Raw genomic sequence first — 17,301 nt, 5'->3', positions numbered from 1 at the left:
TTCGGCCCCCGGCCGGAATCCGCGCGCACGGGAACGGTCCGTCCCGCGTGTGGGAAAATCGCCGCGCCGACCGGCACCGTCATTCCGGGCTTTTCATGCGCGACTGTTTCGCCTCTGTTGCGCGCATGTCTCTCCCTGCTCTCACCGGCGCGCAAAAGACCCAGCTCCGCGGTCGCGGCCAAACGCTGCCCGACCACGCGTGGCTCGGCCGCGACGGCGTGACGACGGAGTTCCTCGCCGAGCTGCTCCGCCAGCTCGACGCGCGCGAACTGGTGAAGCTGCGCTTCACCGGCGGCCAGGATCGCCACGAACGCGCGGCGCTGTGCGAGGTGATCGAGCGCGACGCGGCGTGCCTGTGCGTCGGCGCCGTGGGTCACACGGCGCTCTTCTGGCGGCCCGGCCCGGAAGGCTCGAAGCTACTCGCCGCAAACTGACGCACGGCGCCGCTGCCACCAGCGGGCGAGCGCGAGCATGCCGCAGGCGGCAAGAAAGAAGTCCGACGGCGCACCGCCGCCGCCGCTCGCGACACCCGTTCCGCTCCCGCTGCCGCCTCCGCTCGGCGCCGCGGTCACGGTGAGCGCGGCAGTCGCACTGGCGACGGAGTCGAGTTCGTTGGCAACGACGACGTGATAGTTGCCGGCGTGCGCGGACGTCGCGGCGGCGATCGTGTAGCTGCTGCTCGTGGCGCCGACGATCGCCGTGCCGTTGAAATACCATTGGTAGAGCGGCTCCGGCACCGCGGCCGCGGAAACCGCAAACGTCACTGCTGCGCCACTGGTCACCGATTGCCCGGCTGGCTGGCTGAGAATGCTCGGTGCGGAGGCCGGCACACCTTTGCGCACGGTGTCATCGTCGTCCGTCAGGTAGATCGCTCCCTGCCCGTCCACCGCGATGCCGGTGAGCGAGTAGAATCGGGCGCGCGTCCCGACAGCGTCGTGATGTCCGAACGCGTAGCGGGCACCGCCGATCACCTCGAGTTGTCCACCGGCGGTGAAGCGCGCGACACGAGTCGCCCCGTAGGCGCGATCCTCGGTCATGATCAGGTTGCCGCCGCTGTCGACCGCAAGTCGCCGCGGAAAAAATTCATCGGTGCGAATCCGCTCGCCCGTGCCTTGCGGCGGGACCTTGACGATGGAGCCGTAGATCGGGTCCGCCGCGTAGAGCACTCCGTCACGATCGAACGCGAGGCTGGAGAAATACGTGTGCGGATTGACGGGGAGCGACGAGATCGTGGTCACAACGCCCGTCGGCGTGATGCGCCGCAGGCGGGCCCAGACCGATCCATAGGTCGCCGAGTAGCCCGGCGCCTCGGCCACGTAGATATCGCCCGCTGGCGAAACCGCGATGCTCGTCAACACGCCGAATTTCGCGGCACTGCCCTGCCCATCCGGGGCCGGCGCGGTGCCCATCGCGGCTCCGCCGGTGAGCGTCGACACATCGCCGCTCGGCGTGATTTTGCGGACACCGCCGCTGCTCTCGATCACATAGACATTGCCGGCGGCATCGACCGCGAGATCGCTCGGAAGATTGAAACGTGCCTCGCCGGCCGGGCCGTCGACGTAGCCGGCCTGGCCGGGCGCGCCGGCGAGTGTCGTCACCGTGCCGTCGGCCGCGATGCGGCGGATGACGTGGTTCGAACGATCGGCGACATAGACGACGCCGTTCGCCGCCAGCGCGATCGCGGCCGGCCCATTGAAGCGGGCGGCGCTGCCGCGCGCATCGAAGTGACGGGCGCTGTCCTCCGCAGGAATGCCCGCCACCGTGCTCACGACACCCGCCGACGTGATGCGCCGGATGGTGTTGTTCATTTCGCAGACGAAAAGGTTGCCGGTGCCGTCGAAGGCGAGACCCAGCGGGTTGTTGAAGAGCGCCTGCGCCGCCGCGCCGTCGCGCGCTCCGACACTGCCGGACATGCCGGCGTAGACTGAGAGCTGTCCGCCCGAGATACGGAAAATGGCACAGCTCGAAGCTGCGGCGTAAACTGCGCCTTGGCTGTCGACCGTGAGGCCACGAATGTGGCCGACTCCGGCGAGACCATTGGTTTCATCGCCGATCGCCGCCATGGACCCGCCCGGCGCGATGCGGTAGACGCGTGCCTGATTCTGATTGGAGGAGCCATTCGAGCCCGGCACGACGCCATTGATCGCCACGAAAATATTGCCTGCGGTATCGTGCGCGAGCGCGCCGATCGAAGCGGTCGCGGCGCTGGACGGACCGGACCAAATGTTCGCCACATTGTAGAGTGTCACGGCTTCGCCGAGCAGGGTGACGCGCACAATGTGCGACTGGTCGGCGGCAAGGAGCGTCCCGGTTGAATCGCTGGCCAATGCGATGACACCATTGGGGAAAACGGTTGTGCCGAGCAGATTCGTGACCCGACCGTCGCGGGTCACACGACTGATCCCCGTGGCTTCGCCCACATAGAGGTTGCCGTCGGAATGCAGCACGACCGCCTGCGGCATGTTAAGCAGCGCCGTCGTGCCCGGGCCATCGTTGCGCCCCGCCTGTCCCGGCGTGCCGGCCAGCGTGCTCACCACGCCCGCCGGCGTGACGACACGCAGCGTGTGGTTGCCCGTGTCGGCGACATAGAGATTGCCGCCGGCATCGGCGGCGAGCGCTGCGGGATTGTAGAAGCGCGCCACGCTGCCGGCCCCGTCGGCCGTGCCGCTGCTCGAGGTGCCCGCCCAGGTGCCGAAATAATAGGCGTTCGCCGCCAGGGTGGTTTGTGTCAGCGCAAAGAGCGCGACGAATGCGCCCCCAAACAGGCAGCTGATGCGACGAGAAACGGTCCGGTTCATGCCCCCCGCGACAATCCATCTCGGATTTCCCGCTACTCGCGCGCACCTCCCGCCACGCCGCTGCGCATCGGGGGAATCCCCGAAGCGTTAAGAGATCCTCAAATGCAGCGCGGCCTCGCCTCCGCGATTTCGGAGTGCGAGGCCGCAGTATTGTGGATCTGAGCTGGCGGGCGCATGTCCCCCGCTCGCGTTCAGGACAATGGGTTCGGACGCGTCTGACGCACGCGCGCGGGAAAGGTTCCGCGCTCAGTTGAACGCATAGGCGACGATGGTGTCGTGGTCCTTGAAATAGTAGACGCGGCCGGTCTTCTCGTCGGCGAGGTAGTCGGGGTCCTTCGCGCCGAGCGCGATCTCGCGGTCCGTCTCGCCGCTGGCGAGGTTCACGCCGTAGAGACCGAGGCCGGATTTCGGCAGCTTCGTCACGATGTAGGTGTAGCTCTCGGTGGCCTTCGAGCCGCCGGCGCGAGCGGCGCGTTTTTCAGTGTAGGAGTTGTAGCGGTCGAGGGCGGACTGGATGTTGTTCATGCCCTGCTGGCCGCCGCTGTTCAGGATGCCGCCATTCTGCGCGACCTGCATGTTGCCTTGCGCGGAGGCGAGCGCGGTGACGGCGAACATCGCGAGCGTCGCGAAGGCGTCGCTCGGCGCGGCGTAGTAGAGCGACCACTTCTGCTGCTTCGCGAGCGGGTCGAAGCCGAGGAGGTGCTGCTTGCCTTGCACGACGATGTGCCCGTTCTGGCGCGTGATCGCGACCGGCACGTCGAGGCGGGCCTTGCTGGAGGAGCTGACGGCTTTGATCGTGCCCATGAGGCCGCCGGTGAGGCCGAGACCGATCTTGGCGACGTCGCTGCCGCCCATCTTGCGCTTGAACTCGATCGGCACGCGGAACGTTTCGGTGACGGTCGCGCCCTGCGTGGAGAGGCCGACGAGTTCCTTGCCGTCGGCGAACATCACGGCGTGCGCCTCGGGCAGCACCATGAGGTTGGTGAGGCCGCCTTCGATTTTCTGGTCCTTGTAGATGGGGTTGCCGGTCGCGCCGTCGAGCACGACGACGCCGAGCGGTTCGCGAAGGAGGACTTGGTTGCCGTCGGAGAAGTTGCCGCCGAAGCGTGCGAAGATTTTTCCGTCTACGACTTCGAGCTGGGAGACGATGGCGTTGTCGCGCGCCTTGAAGAGGCCGGCGTATTCGGAAATGCGCTCGCTCTTCCAGACCTGCTGGCCGGTGCGGCGATTGACGGCGACGACGCTACCGCCGCCGGCACCGTAGATCATGTCGCCCTCGAGGCGGAGCGGCGCGTAGGTCTTTTTGAGGCCCTTGGCACCGGGCGGGAAATCCACGCCCCACTTGATGGCGCCGGTGTTGAGGTCGATGCAGTGGATGCCGAGGTAGCCGAGGAACATCTCGTCGCCGTCGAAAACGGGATCGTGGTAACCGGAGAGATCCATCGTCGGCATGAACTTGCCGCTGCCGTCGGCGAGGTGGAGCGGGATGCCTTGGGATTTGCAGAATTTCACCGACCACTTCGCCGCACCGGTCGCGAGGTCGTGGGCGCGGAGGTAGATGCCGTCGTCTTTCTCGCCCCAGGTTTGGAGGACGAAAATCACGAGGCCCTTGTGCGGCGCGGCGATGGTGTCGAGGTATTGGCCGTTCATCTGGGGCGTCTTCCAGACGGTCTCGCCGGTGAGGAGATCGAGCGCCTGCATCGTGACCTTGGAGTTGCCCAGGCCGGCGAAATTATTGGCGACGATCCAAGGCGTGCCGGCGATCTCGACGGCGTTGTTGCGGGTGGATTTCGCGATGTCGGCGCGCTTCCAGAGCACTTTGCCGTCGTCGGGATTGACGGAGACCAAGGCCTCCGCGGTGCCGACCAGGAGCGTGCCGGCCGAAGTGAGCTGATACCATTTGGCGTCGGCGCCGAGGGCCTGGGTCCAGATGGATTTCGCGGCGGTGCCGGCAAGGAGCGAGGTGGCCAACGCAAGCCACAGCGCGAGGAGCGGGGTAAGTTTCTTCATGGAGCGCAATCTGCGCTCCCAACCTAACAGCGCCTCGGCGCGAGGCCCATACGCAGAGCTGCGTAGGTGGCCCGCACCCGTGGCGCGGCCCCGCGGAAAAACCACACGCGGGACCGGCCCGGATGCTCGACCGGGCGGCGGGCAAATATCTCCCGCTCACCCGGCAAATTCAGATTCTCACTCGTCGCCGATGGTGAAGTTGATCACCTGGCGGACGCGGGTATTGACCTTGCGACCGGCCTTCATGCCGGGGCGGAACTTCCACTTCGAGACGCCGACCATCGCCGCCTCATCGAAGCCGTGGTGCGAGGAGTCGGTGACCATGGGGGCGACGACTTCGCCGTTGGAGTCGACGATGAACTCGAGCGTGACCTTCGCCTCGGAGACTTGCTGGCGCAGGGAATACGGGAACGCGGGCGGCGGTTGCGCGATGGGCGAGGGTGCGCGGTCGAGCTGGGAGATTTCGAACACCTTGCCGAGGTTGGCGATCTTCTGGGCGCGGGTGGCGCTGAGCGGGATCTTGGCGACCTTGGCGGCGTTGAGGTTCTCCGCGATCTGCGGCTGGACCTGCAACGGCTGCACGAACTGGTTGACCGAGACCGAAGAGGGCACGTCAGCCAGTTGCGGCACGGCGATGGCCGGGGTCTGGTCGTCGGACGAGTCGCCGAGCTCCTCGACCTTGTCGGGTTCATCCTCCTTCAGGTCCGGCATGGCGATCTGGATGATCTCCTCGACCGGAGCCGCGGCCTTGACGACCTTGGCCTTGTGATTGAACCCGTAGAGGAACATCACGTGCATGCCGACGGAGACGAGGATCGCGATGATCAACGTGCCGCGGGGATTGGAGCATCCGTAGTAACGCCAGGAACCGGCCGCATAGCGCGGACTGGCGAGAACAGAAGCGGGGAGGCGCCGAGCTGTAGTGGTTTTCATTACATCCGTCGCCGGGGATAGAGCGTGGATCGTGTCGAGCATGTCCCATGATACGACCTTCCCGCTTTTCAGCCCCTGCATCGCTTGCCCAAGGGTGCGCATGCCTTGAATGCCCCCATTACGCCAAAAAGCCTAACTCCATCGGCTAGCGTCGCGCGACCGCGTCCAAAGTGCGGCGTTGCACCGGCGCGACCGCGGCGCAATTTCCCAAGTCCATGACGCTTGCCGACCTCGGCTGGACCGACGCCCTCGCCGCCGCCTTCGCGCCGCACGCCGCGGGCGGGCTGCTGGCTGCGCGCGTCACGCTCCAGTTGAAAGGCTTCTGGGAAGTCACCACGCCCGACACCGCGCGCCTCGCGCAATGCACCGGCAAGTTCCTCGCCGAGACCGGCGCCATCTCCGACATGCCCGCCGTCGGCGATTGGGTCGCCATCGAGCCGCTGCCCGGCGACGACACCCGCGCGCTGATCCACGCCGTGCTGCCGCGCCGCACCAAGTTCTCCCGCAAAGCCGCCGGGCTGCAAGTGATCGAGCAGGTCGTCGCCGCGAACATCGATACCGTCTTCCTCGTCAGCTCGCTCGACGCCAACTTCAACCTCCGCCGCATCGAGCGCTACCTCGCCGCCGCCCGCAGCAGCGGCGCGCAGCCCGTCATCGTGCTCAACAAATCCGACCTCACCCGCGAAGCCGCCGCGCGCCGCGCCGAGGTCGACGCCATCGCGCCGGGCACGCCCATCGTCGTCACCAGCGCCCTGAAACGCGGCGGCACCACGCCGTTGCGCGAGTGGCTCCGCCCGCGCACCACCGTCGCGTTCCTCGGCTCCTCCGGCGTCGGCAAATCCACTCTCATCAACGAACTCGTCGGCGACGACCTGCTCGCCACGCAGGAAGTCCGCGACATCGACGGCAAGGGCCGGCACACCACCACCCTGCGCGAACTCGTCGTCTCCCCCGAAGGCGTGCTCATCATCGACACGCCCGGCATGCGCGAACTCCAGCCCTGGCAGGCCGACGAAGCGGTCGAAGACGTCTTCGCCGACATCCGCGCGATCACGCTGCGCTGCAAATTCACCGACTGCTCGCACACCACCGAGCCCGGCTGCGCCGTGTGCGCCGCGCTCGCCGACGGCACGCTCGAACTCTCCCGCTGGCAAAGCTACCAGCGCCTCCAGCGCGAGACCGCCTTCGAGGTCCGCCGCGTCGACCGCCGCGCCTCGCAGAAGCACAAGACGGAGTGGAAAAAGGTCACCAAGCAGCTCCGCCAGCGCGTCCGCGAGAAACGCGGCGACGAGTGAGCACATGACCCGTCGGCGGCGCGTCGCCCCCGCTCGTCACCCGGGTAAACCGCTCACCGCCGCATCGTTGACCTCCCGGCCGGGCCCTCTAGCCTCCGCCCACCATGTTCACCATCATTGGCGCCGACGGTAAGGAATACGGGCCGGTTTCGGCCGACAAGCTGCGCGAGTGGATCGCCAGCGGACGCGCAAATGCCCAAACGCAGTGCCGCCGCGACGGCGAAGCCGCGTGGAGCACACTCGGCTCGCTGCCGGAATTCGCCGACGCCTTCGGCGCCCCGCCGCCTCCGCCGCCGCCCCAGCGCGACGCCTGGGGCCAGACGCCCAAGCCCGCCACTCCCGCGCTGAATCCCGACCCCAAGGCCTACGCCGACACCATCCTCGCGCGCGGCGCGAAACTCGACTTCGGCGCCGCCCTCAGTCGCGGCCTCGACCTGCTCAAGACCGATTACTGGACCTTCGTCGGCGTGACGCTGGTGATGACGATCGTCATCGCCGCGGTGAACTTCATCCCGCTCGCCGGCCTGCTCCTCTACGGCCCGCTCGTCGGCGGCCTCGAGTATTACTTCGTGCGCAAACTCCGCGGCGAGCGCCCCGAGTTCGGCGATTGCTTCATCGGCTTCAACACGATGACCGGTGCGCTGCTCCTCGGCAGCCTCGTCAGCATCGTGCTGACGCTGGTCGGCCTCGTCTGCCTGATCCTGCCCGGCCTCTATCTCTATATCGCCTACAAGTTCACCTACCTGCTGATCCTGGACCACAAGCTCGACTTCTGGCCCGCCATGGAAGTCAGCCGCCGCATCATTTCGGCGAACTGGTTCGCGTTCTTCTTCCTCGTGCTCGTCGCCGCGATCGCCTCCTCGCTCGGCACCGTCGTCCTGCTCATCGGCGTCGTGCTCACTGCGCCGTTCTTCTACGCAGCCCTCGCGGCCGCCTACGAACAGCTCGTCGGCCCGCGCCAATAAGCACGGCGAAGCCGCCCCCGCTTTCGACGGCGCCCTTCCGCGGGCGCCGTTTTCATTTCGGCGCGAGCCCGAGCTTCGCCAGGCGCCGTTGCAATGCATCGGGCGTCTCGAGCGGCGACGAGCATGCCCCTCCTGCGCACAGAAACGCCGCGGCCCGATCGAGCGCCGGGAAAATCTCTTCGCCGCGCGGAGCCGGCCCGGCCGCCGGGTCCCACCACTCGACGAGCTTGTGCGTCTCGGGCATCCGCAGCGCCAACGCAAAAAGCCCGCGCGCCACCGGATCGTCGCGCCGCCCCACGATCGTGACGTGCGCCGGCTCGGTGCGCACTTCCTCCTCCGCCAGCAGCAGGCCGCCCACATAGAAAAAGCGCTCTCGTGTCACCTCCGGCGCGTTGAGCCAACGCAACGCGCACTCCGCCAAATCCAGATAATCCCGCCGTCCCGTCGCCCGCGCCAACGCGGCCCCGAAACGCGCCACGCCCACGTTCTCGTCGAACTGCGGCTGCGGCGCGATCGGACCGGCGCCATCTCCCGCACTAGAAACCAACCCCGGCGCGCCCGGGCGTGCGAAATTCCGGGCAATGAACATCGCCGCCGCCTCGGCGTGAGCGAGCCACTCGGGTTCCTGCGTGAGCTGGTGCAGCGCGAGAAACGCCCGCCCCGCCGCCAACGTGTCGCCGAGGTAAGGTCCGGCGCTGTCCCGCTCGTCGTGGCGAAACCCGCCCGCCGGCAAGGCGCGATGCTCGACCAGCCAGCGCGCCGCCCGCTCCGCATCCGTGCGCGCCGTCGCGTCGCCGGTCACCGCGGACCATTGCGCGAGAGCGGCGATGACCCAGCCGTTTTCCCGCGCATAGAGATGGCGATCCACGCGCGGCACACCGCGCGCCCGGCGCGCCGCATCGTCCAACGCAAAGTAGTCCGCGCTGTGTTCGCCGGGCACGAGGTCCGCGTCCTGCGACACGTAGAACGCGCCCTCCGGTCCGCGCAGGAATGTCCGCAAGTAGCGCAGGATGGCCTCGCCCATGGCGCGATCCGCCGGCTCGCCGTCGCGCGCGTAGGCGAGCGCGTAGAGCCGCAGGTTCTCCGCCTGCATCTGCACGAGCTTCTCGAAGTGCGGCTCATGCCAATCGCCGCCGACCGAATACTGGTAAACCCCGCCCCACACCGGATCGAGCAGCTGGCGCTGCAAATCCAGCGTCGCCCGTGCACGGCGTCCCGCCTCGGCATCGCCCTGCCGCGCCGCGCGCAACGCGAACTCGACCGTGTCCCAGTCCAGCAGCTTGTGCGAAAACCCCCAGCCGCCCGCGCGCTCGTCGTAGCCATCGCGCCATTGCTGCACCAGCTCCGCGCGTCGCGCCGCCTCGAGCGTCGGCGCACCGGCCGGCTCCGCGGCAACCGCACTCGGCCGCGCCTTCGGCGGCGTCGGATCGGCCAGCACGTCGCGGAGCAGCTCCTCCATCGCCCGCGGCGCGATGTAGCCCTGCTTCTTCACGCGCTCCGCGCCGTCCGGCGCGAAGATCACCGTCGCCGGCCAGCCGTAATCTTCGTAGCGGTTGGCGAGATCGGGACGCGACTCCTGATCGACCCGCACGAGCAGGAAACGCTCGCGCAACAGCTCCACGACCGCCGGATCGCGATAGGTCGTCGCGTCCATCACATGGCACCAGTGGCACCACACCGCCTCGAGATCGAGCAGCACGGGTTTGTTCGTTCGCCGCGCTTCGGCGAAAACCTCCGGCGACCACGCGCGCCACGGCAGCGGCGACGGCGACGGCGATTCGCCGGCGAACGCGGCGGCCAGCAGGACGAGGAACAACGAACAACTGCGCATCGACTTCATGAAAAGTAAACGGCGAGGCGCGCTCTCCCAACCGAGTCCTCCAGGCAGTGTGACCGGTTCTGAACGCACCTCGCCGTCCAATCTACGCCGCCGCCAGACAGGCGGACGCGATGAAGCTATTTTGCCGCCGGCTGGCGCACGCGGCGCCAGTGATCGAGCGACCACTTGCCCGGCCCGAACGCGAGCACGAGCAGCGAAACCACCAGAAACAGAAACGGCGCCGCGCCGGTGAACATGTCTGGATCGCTGAAGATCGCCTGCACCGCCTCGCGATCGGCCGTGAGATACGCCACGATCATCGTGAACGTGAGCGGCACCGCCGCCGGGCGGGCGAACAATCCCAGCGCCAGCAACGCGCCGCCGAGCATCTCCGTCGAACCGGCGGCGATCGCGTTGAGCTTCGCCGCGGGCAACCCGAGCGAGGCAAAGAACTCCGTCGTGCGCTCCAGATGCATCAGCTTGCCCCAGCCGGTCTGCGCGAACGACACGCCCCAGTAGACGCGGAGCAAAAACAGCAACGGGGCCTGCAGGTGCGAGGCGGAGCGGTCGAAGGTGTCGAGGAGCGTGCGCGGATTCATGGCTCATGGGAGCCGGACCGCGCCGGGTTATTCCCGAAAAAATCCCCCGTGCCCCGCCTTACCCTTCGTCGCCGTTCCGTCGCGGAATTCGCAGGAATTCCGCCTTCTCCCGCGCTCCTCGCGAAACTCCCACGAATTCCGCTACCAGGCTGCGTGGTTCATCCGCGGACGCCGCACGCTATGTCCGTCGCGCCGGATTTTTCTTCCGATAGAGGATGTGCCGCCGCAATGGATGCCCCTCGGGCAGACGCGGATGATCGAAGTCCCCCGCCAAATCGCGCGCGAAACCCAGTCGCTCCATCACGCGCCACGACCGCTCGTTCGCGAGCACCGTGAACGACACGATCTCGTCGAGCTGCAGCGTTTCGAAGCCGTAGCGCACCGCCTCGCGCGCCGCCGCGGTCGCGAGGCCGCGCCCCCAGAATTTGCGCCGCAGCCGCCAGCCGACCTCCACGCACGGCGTGAAGTGCGCCGTCCACGGCGGCGGATTCAGTCCGGTCCAACCGGCCAGTTCGCCGCCGACTTCCACCGCCCACAAACCCCAGCCGCGTTCCGCGATGCCGTCGCGCACGCGCGCCAGCGTCGCCGCGGCCTCGTCGCGCGTCAGCACGGCCGGCATGTGCCGCATCACTTCCGGATCCGCGTTCATCTCGGCGAACGCATCGAGATCGTCGTCACGCCATTGGCGCAGGGTGAACGCAGGCGGCAACGGTTCCATGCGGCGAATCTGAAATCCCGTCGCGCCCGCGCGAGTCGATTCTCCGCGCGGTCCGCGCCGGCTCGCGCCATCCAAGCGTCATCTGGCGAAATCCCGTTGAGCCGCGCGCCGGGTTCGCGCACGTTTCGCCCCGATGTCGTCCTACACCCCTGCCCCGAATCGCTACGAAGCCGGCCGCTACGCGCGTTGCGGCCGCTCCGGCCTGAAGCTTCCGCGCCTCTCGCTCGGCCTCTGGCACAACTTCGGCCACGTCGACGCGCTCGAGAACCAGCGCGCGCTCCTGCGCCGCGCCTTCGACCTCGGCTGCACGCATTTCGACCTCGCCAACAACTACGGCCCGCCGCCCGGCAGCGCGGAGGAGAATTTCGGCAAGTTGCTCCGCGAGGACTTCGCCGCGCACCGCGACGAGCTGATCGTCTCCACCAAGGCCGGCTACCTCATGTGGCCCGGCCCCTACGGCGAATGGGGCTCGCGCAAATACCTCCTCGCCTCGCTCGACCAGAGCCTCCGCCGCATGGGCCTCGCCTACGTCGACATCTTCTACTCGCACCGGCCCGACTACGACACGCCGCTCGAGGAAACGATGACCGCGCTCGCCGACGCCGTGCGCAGCGGCCGCGCGCTCTACGCTGGCATTTCCAACTACGACGCGAAGCGCACGCGCGAAGCCGCCGCAATTCTGAAATCCCTCGGCGTCCCGCTGCTCATCCACCAACCGGTCTACAACATGTTCAACCGCTGGGTGGAGCCGGAGCTGTTGCCTGCGCTCAACGACGTCGGCGCGGGCTGCATCCCGTTCTCGCCGCTCGCGCAAGGCCTGCTCACGAACCGCTACCTCCACGGCATTCCCGCCGACTCGCGCGCCGGCCGCGGCGTGTCGCCGTTCCTGCCCACCGAGCGCATCACGCCGGAAGTGCTCGCGAAAATCCGCGCGCTGAACGACGTCGCCACCGCCCGCGGCGCCACACTCGCGCAACTCGCCGTGCTGTGGCTCTTCCGCCGCCCGGAAATCACCACCGTGCTGATCGGCGCCAGCAAAGTCTCGCAACTCGACGACCTCCACGGCGCGCTCGCCCAGCCGCCGCTGGGCGCCGAGGAACTGGCGAAGATCGAAGCGATTCTCGGGTAAACGATGCGATGGTGCGAGGCGTGGAGCCAGAGTAGCGGGAGCTTCCAGCTCTCGTTGTTCGAGGTGTTTCGACTCGGGAGCGGGAAGCTCCCGCCTCTCTCTCGCAGTGCGGATTTGCGGTTAAAGCACCGCGTTACACCAACCTATCGCGCCGTCGGGCGCAGCACGTCGTTCGCACGCGCGGCGGCGGCGAGGCGGTTCTCCACGCCGAGACGCTCGAGCAGCTGCTCGACGTGCTTGTCCACCGTGCGCGGACTCGTGCCGAGGATGACGGCGGTCTCGCCGTTCGTCTTGCCCTGCGCGATCCAGTAAAGCACCTCCGCTTGCCGCGGCGTGAGCCCGAGCGCGACGAGCGCCGCCGGACCGGGCGGCGCGAATTCCTCCGCGAGATGCACGACCTGCAGCGGCTCGCCGCCGTGGCCGCCGCTGAAACGCTGCACGAGCAGCGTGCCCGCGGGCCCGACGATGCGGTCGCTCGCGCGCAACTCCGCCGGCAAGCGCCCGGCCGGCGGTTGCGGCAGGTGTTTGTGCAGGAGGTGCGTCGCCGCGAGCGTTTGGAATACCACGCGGCCGTCGGCGTCCGCGATCAACACCGCACGGTCGAGCGAGTGCGCGAGCTGCGCCTCCGCGTCGAGACGCACGGCCATTTCCGCTTCGAGCTTCGCGTTCTGCCGTTCGAGCTCGCGCCGCGCGGCGCGGAGCTCGAGATGCGTGCGCACGCGCGCGAGCACCTCGGGCGGATGGACCGGTTTCGAAATGTAGTCGACCGCGCCGGCATCGAGCGCGCGGACTTTCTGCGCCGGCTCGTCGACCGCCGTCATGAACAGCACCGGGATGTCGGCCCACTCCGCATGGCGCCGGATCTCGGCGAACGTCGCGAAACCATCGCGGCCGGGCATGATCACGTCGAGCAGCACGAGATCGATCGCCTGCCGTCCGAGCAATTCGAGCGCGCGCTCGCCGCTCTCGGCCATGAGCACGCGCAGACCGGCGCTGCCAAGGGATTCGAGCACGACGCCGACATTGGCGGGCGTATCGTCGACGACGAGGACGGTGGGGCTTTTCATGCGAGCGCGGTGCGGAGCAGCGAGCGGACCTGCTCAAGCTGGTAGGACGCCGCCGCCGTTTCAACCTGCCCGAGCGTCACATCGTGCGCGTGGGTGCGCCGCGCCTCGGCCAGTGCGGCGCGCAACGCGGCGATGTCGCCGCTGTCGGCGAGCGCGAGCAGCTGCTCGAGCAGTGCGCGTGGCAACGCCGCCGCGGACGGCGACTCGCGCACGGGTGCAGCGCCGTGTTGCCACTCGAGTTTCAGCAGGCGCAGCAGGAGCTCGTTCAGCTGCGGCTCGGCGAACGGCTTGGGCAGAAAATCCGGACAACCGATCGCCTCCGCGGCAGCGCGATCGAAAGTGAGCACCGACGCCGAGGTGAACACGATCGGCATCGCGCGCGAGTCGCCCCGCGTGCGCAGCCGACGCGCGAGTTCGAGGCCGTCGATGCCCGGCAGTTTCACGTCGAGGAACGCCAGATCGCCGCGCAGCTCGCCCGGTCCGGCCGCGAGCATTTCCTCGGCGCTGGCGTATTCCGCGACGACGAAGCCGAGCGGCGTGAGCAGGTCGGAGAGGAGCGAGCGGTTCACCGCGTTGTCGTCGACCACGAGGATGCGGCGGCGCGGTCCCGCGTAACCGGTCAAGGGCTGCGCCGGACGCGCGGCCGTCTCGGGGGTCGCGACGGCGGGCAATGCGAGGACAAAGGAAAACTGGCTGCCGCGACCGGGCTCGCTCTCAAGTTGGAGTTCGCCGCCGAGCAGTTGCACAAGGCGCAGCGTGATGGCGAGGCCGAGGCCGGTGCCGGGCTCCGCCGGACGTCCGCTGCGCGCCTGCTCGAACGGTTGAAACAGCCGCGCGCGATCCTCCGGGCCGAGGCCGACACCGGTGTCGACGACAGTGAACCGCCAGCTCGGCGCATGTAGGGCGGGGTCTCCCGACCCCGCCGTTCCGACGGCGGCGCGCGCTGCGGCGGGGTCGGGAGACCCCGCCCTACAAGATTCGAGGCGCTCGACCCGCAATGTGACGCGGCCCTGCGGCGTGAACTTCACGGCGTTGGAGAGCAGATTGTCGAGGATCTGGCGGAGCTTCTGCGCATCGCCGCTCACGTGGCTCGGCAGGTCGGACGGCGTCTCGAGCGCGAAGGTCAGGCCGCGCGCGTGCGCGGCGGCTTCGTGCGCGACGGCGAGCTCGCGCAAGAGCTGGCCGAAGTGGAACGGCGCGTCGTGCCGCTCGATCTTGCCCGCCTCGATCTTCGAGAAATCGAGCACCTCGTTGATCATGCGCAGCAGGTGCAGGCCGCTCGCGTGGACGATGTTCACGCGTTCGCGCTGGCGCCCGGCGATGGCGGCGTCCTTGAGCAACACCTGAGCGTAGCCGATGATGCCGTTGAGGGGCGTGCGCAGCTCGTGACTCATGTGCGCGAGGAAGGTGCTCTTCGCGCGGCTGGCGGCCTCGGCCTCGTCGCGCGCCGCGGCGAGTTCGCGCGTGCGCTGCTGCACGATGCGCTCGAGCCGCGCCTGCTCGCGCCGCGACGCAGCGAGGCGCCAGCGGATGAAGGCGGCGATGCCGGCGACGAGCGCGACGGCGTAGAGCGCGTAGGCGAGCCGCGTGCGCTCCCATGGCGGCAGCACGACCAGCGTGAGCTCGACGGGCGGGCTCACCGTGCCATCCGGCGCGACCGTGCGGACCTGGAAAGTGAAGGGGCCGCCCTCGAGGTTGGTGTAGACTGTTTCCGTCTTCTCCGTCGGCGCAGACCATTCGGGGTTGAAGCCGAGCAGGCGCACCTGGAAACGCTCGAGTGCGGGATCGGCGAACGTGCGCGAGGCGTAGGCGACGGTCAGTTGCTCGCGCGAGAAGTTGAGCAGAAGCGGGGCTTTGCGCGGCGTCCCGTCGAGCGGCACGATCTTCGTCGCGCCCTCAGCGGTGAAGGCCGTGAATTGCGGCGCCGGCAAGGCGCGCGCGGTCTCGTAGGCGGCGGTCTCGACGCGCAACAAGCCGCGCTCGCCGGCGGCCCAGACGATGCCGGTTTCCGGTTCGGCGAAAATCCGGTAGGCGCCGCCGGGCGCGAAAAATCCATGCACACTCACTGGCGCGCGCTGCAGGTCGAAGCCGCCATCGCGCCGGGCGCGGAGGCGCGCGAGCGGATACGGAATGTCGCGCGTCGTGAGGATGCCGTTGGTCCAAATCTCGCCGCCGCCGCCGGCCGCGAGGGGATTGAGCACGAGCTTGCGCGCGTCGAACGCCACGAGGGCGCGGTCGAACTCCATCCGCTCGTGCGTCGCGTCGTAGCGATACATGCCTTGCGCAGTGTCGAAGTGCGCCCCGAGCGAGCTGTGCCAGGCGTAGATCGCGCCGTGGTTCGCGGGCAGTCCGTCCTGCGCCGTGAATTGGCGGATGTCGGGCCGGAGCCATTGTCCCTCGTGGGCGCGGAGGCGGTAGACGCCCTTGCTGATCGTGCTCGCCCACAGCGTGCCGTCGGCATCGTAGACGAGGTCGGCGAGTTCGGCGTCGAAGCCCTCGAGCGGACCTTCGGCCTGCCACACGCCGCCGCGCAAACGGCCGGTGAGGATGCCGTGCGCCGTGCCGATGAAGAGCCGCGCCGGATCGTGCGTGGCCGCGACGACCGTCACTGCGCCGCCCTCGGGAGCCGCCAGCTGCCGTGCACCGTCCGCCCCGAGCAGATGCAGGCCATTGCGCGCGACGACGAGCAGGCCTTCCGCGTGGCTGAGCAACAACGTGGGCCGATCGATGGTCGCGCCGCGCGGATCGACTTCAAAGTGCGCGGGCCGCCCCGGCGCGCCGGGCACGAGGCGTTGCAGGCCGTCGCCGTTGAGCAGATAAAACGTCCCGTCGTGGCGCGCGATCGCGCGAATCCGCGTGCTGCCGAGGCCGCTGCGGCTGTCGAAACACGTCGCGCGCGCGCGCCAGTCGAGTTTGGTCGGTCCATTCGTGGTGCCGATCCAGAGCTGGCCGGCAGGGTCCTCGGTCAACGAGAGGATATCTGCATGCGGGAGACCGCTCTCGCGGGTGTGCAGCGCCAGCAATCCGCCATCGGCGGCGAAGATCGCGAGCACTCCGGCCTGCGTCGCGCACGCCAGCGCTCCATCGCGCAGCGTGATCGCCGCCGTGAACGCGGCGCCGCGCACGTCCTCGGGCAGCTCGGCGAGCCACGGCGTCAGCGCACCCTGCGCCGAGAGCCGCAGCAGCCCGTCGCCGGCCGATACGAGGAGCAAATCCTTCCCGCGCGGGGCGACGTGGATGATCTCGCCGCGCGCCACCAGCGGATCGCGCGCGAGCGGTTGGAACGCGCGGCCGGTGAACTCTGCCAAGCCCTCGCCGACGCGCTGCAGGAGCAATCGATCGCCGACGGCGAAGAGTCGCGCCGCCCCGGGAGCGGCGGCCGGCCAGACGTCGATTTTTTCGCCGTTCCACCGCAAGACCGCACTCTCGGCCGCGAACCACATCGCACCGCGCCAGCGGACGATGTTGCGAATCCGACCCAGCGGGCGGACCGTCGCGGGCACCTTCTCGGTCAGCGAAGTCCACTGCGGCTCGCCCGTGTCCGGTGTCGGGAAGAAACCCAGCGCATCGTCGTCGGCGGCGAAAATCTCGCCCGCCGGTCCCTCGGCGATCGCCCGGCAATAGCCCAACGTCGAGACGAGCGCCCGCCAGAAGCGCCCATCGAATTCCAGCAATCCGAGGTGATTCCCGAAATAGACGCGGCCATTGCGCGCGTGGGCAAAGCCCGACCAGAAATCCGACTGCGCCCGATATTCGGTCCGCGTGTAGATGCGGAGCAGCGGCAATCCTTCCTCCGGCTGCGGCGCAGCGACCGCGACCGCAGACAGGGCGACGAACCCGACCATCGCGAGGAGGCGGGAAAAAAACGGGGGCAACGCCATCGGCCTCCACTCAAGGGAAGCGCAGCAGCCGGGTCAACCGGAGCGTGCCGGCGCAGCCTACGCAGAGTTGCGTAGCTGGTCCCCTCC

Annotated in this window: 12 protein-coding genes; 4 read left to right on the top strand and 8 right to left on the bottom strand. The window is 68.6% G+C overall.

Going from position 1 to position 17,301, the window contains the following annotated elements; genetic code table 11:
- The first annotated feature begins 125 nt into the window (after positions 1 to 125).
- Positions 126 to 434, top strand: a complete 309-nt coding sequence (locus KF715_13645; GenBank protein ID MBX3737736.1) for a YhbY family RNA-binding protein — start codon at positions 126 to 128, stop codon at positions 432 to 434.
- Here the strand turns inward: KF715_13645 and KF715_13640 are convergent.
- The 3 genes from KF715_13640 to KF715_13630 form a co-directional block, all read right to left on the bottom strand.
- Positions 417 to 2,798 carry an immunoglobulin domain-containing protein gene (locus KF715_13640; GenBank protein ID MBX3737735.1) on the bottom strand — a complete coding sequence of 794 codons (2,382 nt, stop codon included), beginning with the start codon at positions 2,796 to 2,798 and terminating at the stop codon, positions 417 to 419. The two genes, KF715_13645 and KF715_13640, sit on opposite strands and share 18 nt — an antisense overlap.
- A gap of 246 nt (positions 2,799 to 3,044) precedes the next feature.
- A complete protein-coding gene (locus KF715_13635) occupies positions 3,045 to 4,808 on the bottom strand; it encodes a PQQ-binding-like beta-propeller repeat protein (protein ID MBX3737734.1) in 1,764 nt (587 codons plus the stop codon).
- Positions 4,809 to 4,985: 177 nt separating this feature from the next.
- Positions 4,986 to 5,843 (bottom strand): TonB family protein, encoded by an 858-nt coding sequence (locus KF715_13630; protein MBX3737733.1) that lies wholly within the window; start codon positions 5,841 to 5,843, stop codon positions 4,986 to 4,988.
- A gap of 113 nt (positions 5,844 to 5,956) precedes the next feature.
- Between KF715_13630 and rsgA the strand changes: the two genes are divergently transcribed.
- Both rsgA and KF715_13620 read left to right on the top strand, forming a co-directional pair.
- Entirely contained in the window at positions 5,957 to 7,036 is a 1,080-nt protein-coding gene (gene rsgA, locus KF715_13625) for a ribosome small subunit-dependent GTPase A (GenBank protein MBX3737732.1), read from the top strand.
- A 104-nt stretch (positions 7,037 to 7,140) separates the two neighbouring features.
- The gene (locus tag KF715_13620; GenBank protein MBX3737731.1) at positions 7,141 to 8,001 is read left to right on the top strand and encodes a DUF4339 domain-containing protein; all 861 of its coding nucleotides are present in this window, start codon (positions 7,141 to 7,143) and stop codon (positions 7,999 to 8,001) included.
- A 52-nt stretch (positions 8,002 to 8,053) separates the two neighbouring features.
- Here the strand turns inward: KF715_13620 and KF715_13615 are convergent, their stop codons facing one another.
- From KF715_13615 to KF715_13605, 3 genes are all read right to left on the bottom strand, one after another.
- Positions 8,054 to 9,841 carry a thioredoxin domain-containing protein gene (locus tag KF715_13615; protein ID MBX3737730.1) on the bottom strand — a complete coding sequence of 596 codons (1,788 nt, stop codon included), beginning with the start codon at positions 9,839 to 9,841 and terminating at the stop codon, positions 8,054 to 8,056.
- Positions 9,842 to 9,957: 116 nt separating this feature from the next.
- Positions 9,958 to 10,419 (bottom strand): DoxX family protein, encoded by a 462-nt coding sequence (locus KF715_13610; protein MBX3737729.1) that lies wholly within the window; start codon positions 10,417 to 10,419, stop codon positions 9,958 to 9,960.
- A 178-nt stretch (positions 10,420 to 10,597) separates the two neighbouring features.
- A complete protein-coding gene (locus KF715_13605) occupies positions 10,598 to 11,137 on the bottom strand; it encodes a GNAT family N-acetyltransferase (GenBank protein MBX3737728.1) in 540 nt (179 codons plus the stop codon).
- Positions 11,138 to 11,270: 133 nt separating this feature from the next.
- Between KF715_13605 and mgrA the strand changes: the two genes are divergently transcribed.
- Positions 11,271 to 12,266 carry an L-glyceraldehyde 3-phosphate reductase gene (mgrA, locus tag KF715_13600; protein ID MBX3737727.1) on the top strand — a complete coding sequence of 332 codons (996 nt, stop codon included), beginning with the start codon at positions 11,271 to 11,273 and terminating at the stop codon, positions 12,264 to 12,266.
- A gap of 143 nt (positions 12,267 to 12,409) precedes the next feature.
- Here mgrA and KF715_13595 read toward each other — a convergent pair whose 3' ends face one another.
- Both KF715_13595 and KF715_13590 read right to left on the bottom strand, forming a co-directional pair.
- Complete coding sequence (locus tag KF715_13595) at positions 12,410 to 13,333, bottom strand: response regulator (protein MBX3737726.1); 924 nt, start codon at positions 13,331 to 13,333, stop codon at positions 12,410 to 12,412.
- Complete coding sequence (locus tag KF715_13590; GenBank protein ID MBX3737725.1) at positions 13,330 to 17,214, bottom strand: response regulator; 3,885 nt, start codon at positions 17,212 to 17,214, stop codon at positions 13,330 to 13,332. Before KF715_13590 ends, KF715_13595 begins: the two co-directional genes overlap by 4 nt.
- Positions 17,215 to 17,301: the final 87 nt, after the last annotated feature.

The organism is Candidatus Didemnitutus sp., assembly GCA_019634575.1.
GTDB lineage: Bacteria > Verrucomicrobiota > Verrucomicrobiia > Opitutales > Opitutaceae > Didemnitutus.
This window is presented reverse-complemented; position numbering and strand designations above follow the sequence as displayed.

Bases quoted from the DNA above. Each gene is read 5' to 3' on its own strand.
- KF715_13590 (MBX3737725.1), bottom strand. From the start codon at position 17,214: ATGGCGTTGCCCCCGTTTTTTTCCCGCCTCCTCGCGATGGTCGGGTTC.
- KF715_13615 (MBX3737730.1), bottom strand. From the start codon at position 9,841: ATGAAGTCGATGCGCAGTTGTTCGTTGTTCCTCGTCCTGCTGGCCGCC.
- KF715_13610 (MBX3737729.1), bottom strand. From the start codon at position 10,419: ATGAATCCGCGCACGCTCCTCGACACCTTCGACCGCTCCGCCTCGCAC.
- rsgA (MBX3737732.1), top strand. From the start codon at position 5,957: ATGACGCTTGCCGACCTCGGCTGGACCGACGCCCTCGCCGCCGCCTTC.
- KF715_13645 (MBX3737736.1), top strand. From the start codon at position 126: ATGTCTCTCCCTGCTCTCACCGGCGCGCAAAAGACCCAGCTCCGCGGT.
- KF715_13640 (MBX3737735.1), bottom strand. From the start codon at position 2,798: ATGAACCGGACCGTTTCTCGTCGCATCAGCTGCCTGTTTGGGGGCGCA.
- mgrA (MBX3737727.1), top strand. From the start codon at position 11,271: ATGTCGTCCTACACCCCTGCCCCGAATCGCTACGAAGCCGGCCGCTAC.
- KF715_13635 (MBX3737734.1), bottom strand. From the start codon at position 4,808: ATGAAGAAACTTACCCCGCTCCTCGCGCTGTGGCTTGCGTTGGCCACC.
- KF715_13630 (MBX3737733.1), bottom strand. From the start codon at position 5,843: ATGCGCACCCTTGGGCAAGCGATGCAGGGGCTGAAAAGCGGGAAGGTC.
- KF715_13620 (MBX3737731.1), top strand. From the start codon at position 7,141: ATGTTCACCATCATTGGCGCCGACGGTAAGGAATACGGGCCGGTTTCG.
- KF715_13605 (MBX3737728.1), bottom strand. From the start codon at position 11,137: ATGGAACCGTTGCCGCCTGCGTTCACCCTGCGCCAATGGCGTGACGAC.
- KF715_13595 (MBX3737726.1), bottom strand. From the start codon at position 13,333: ATGAAAAGCCCCACCGTCCTCGTCGTCGACGATACGCCCGCCAATGTC.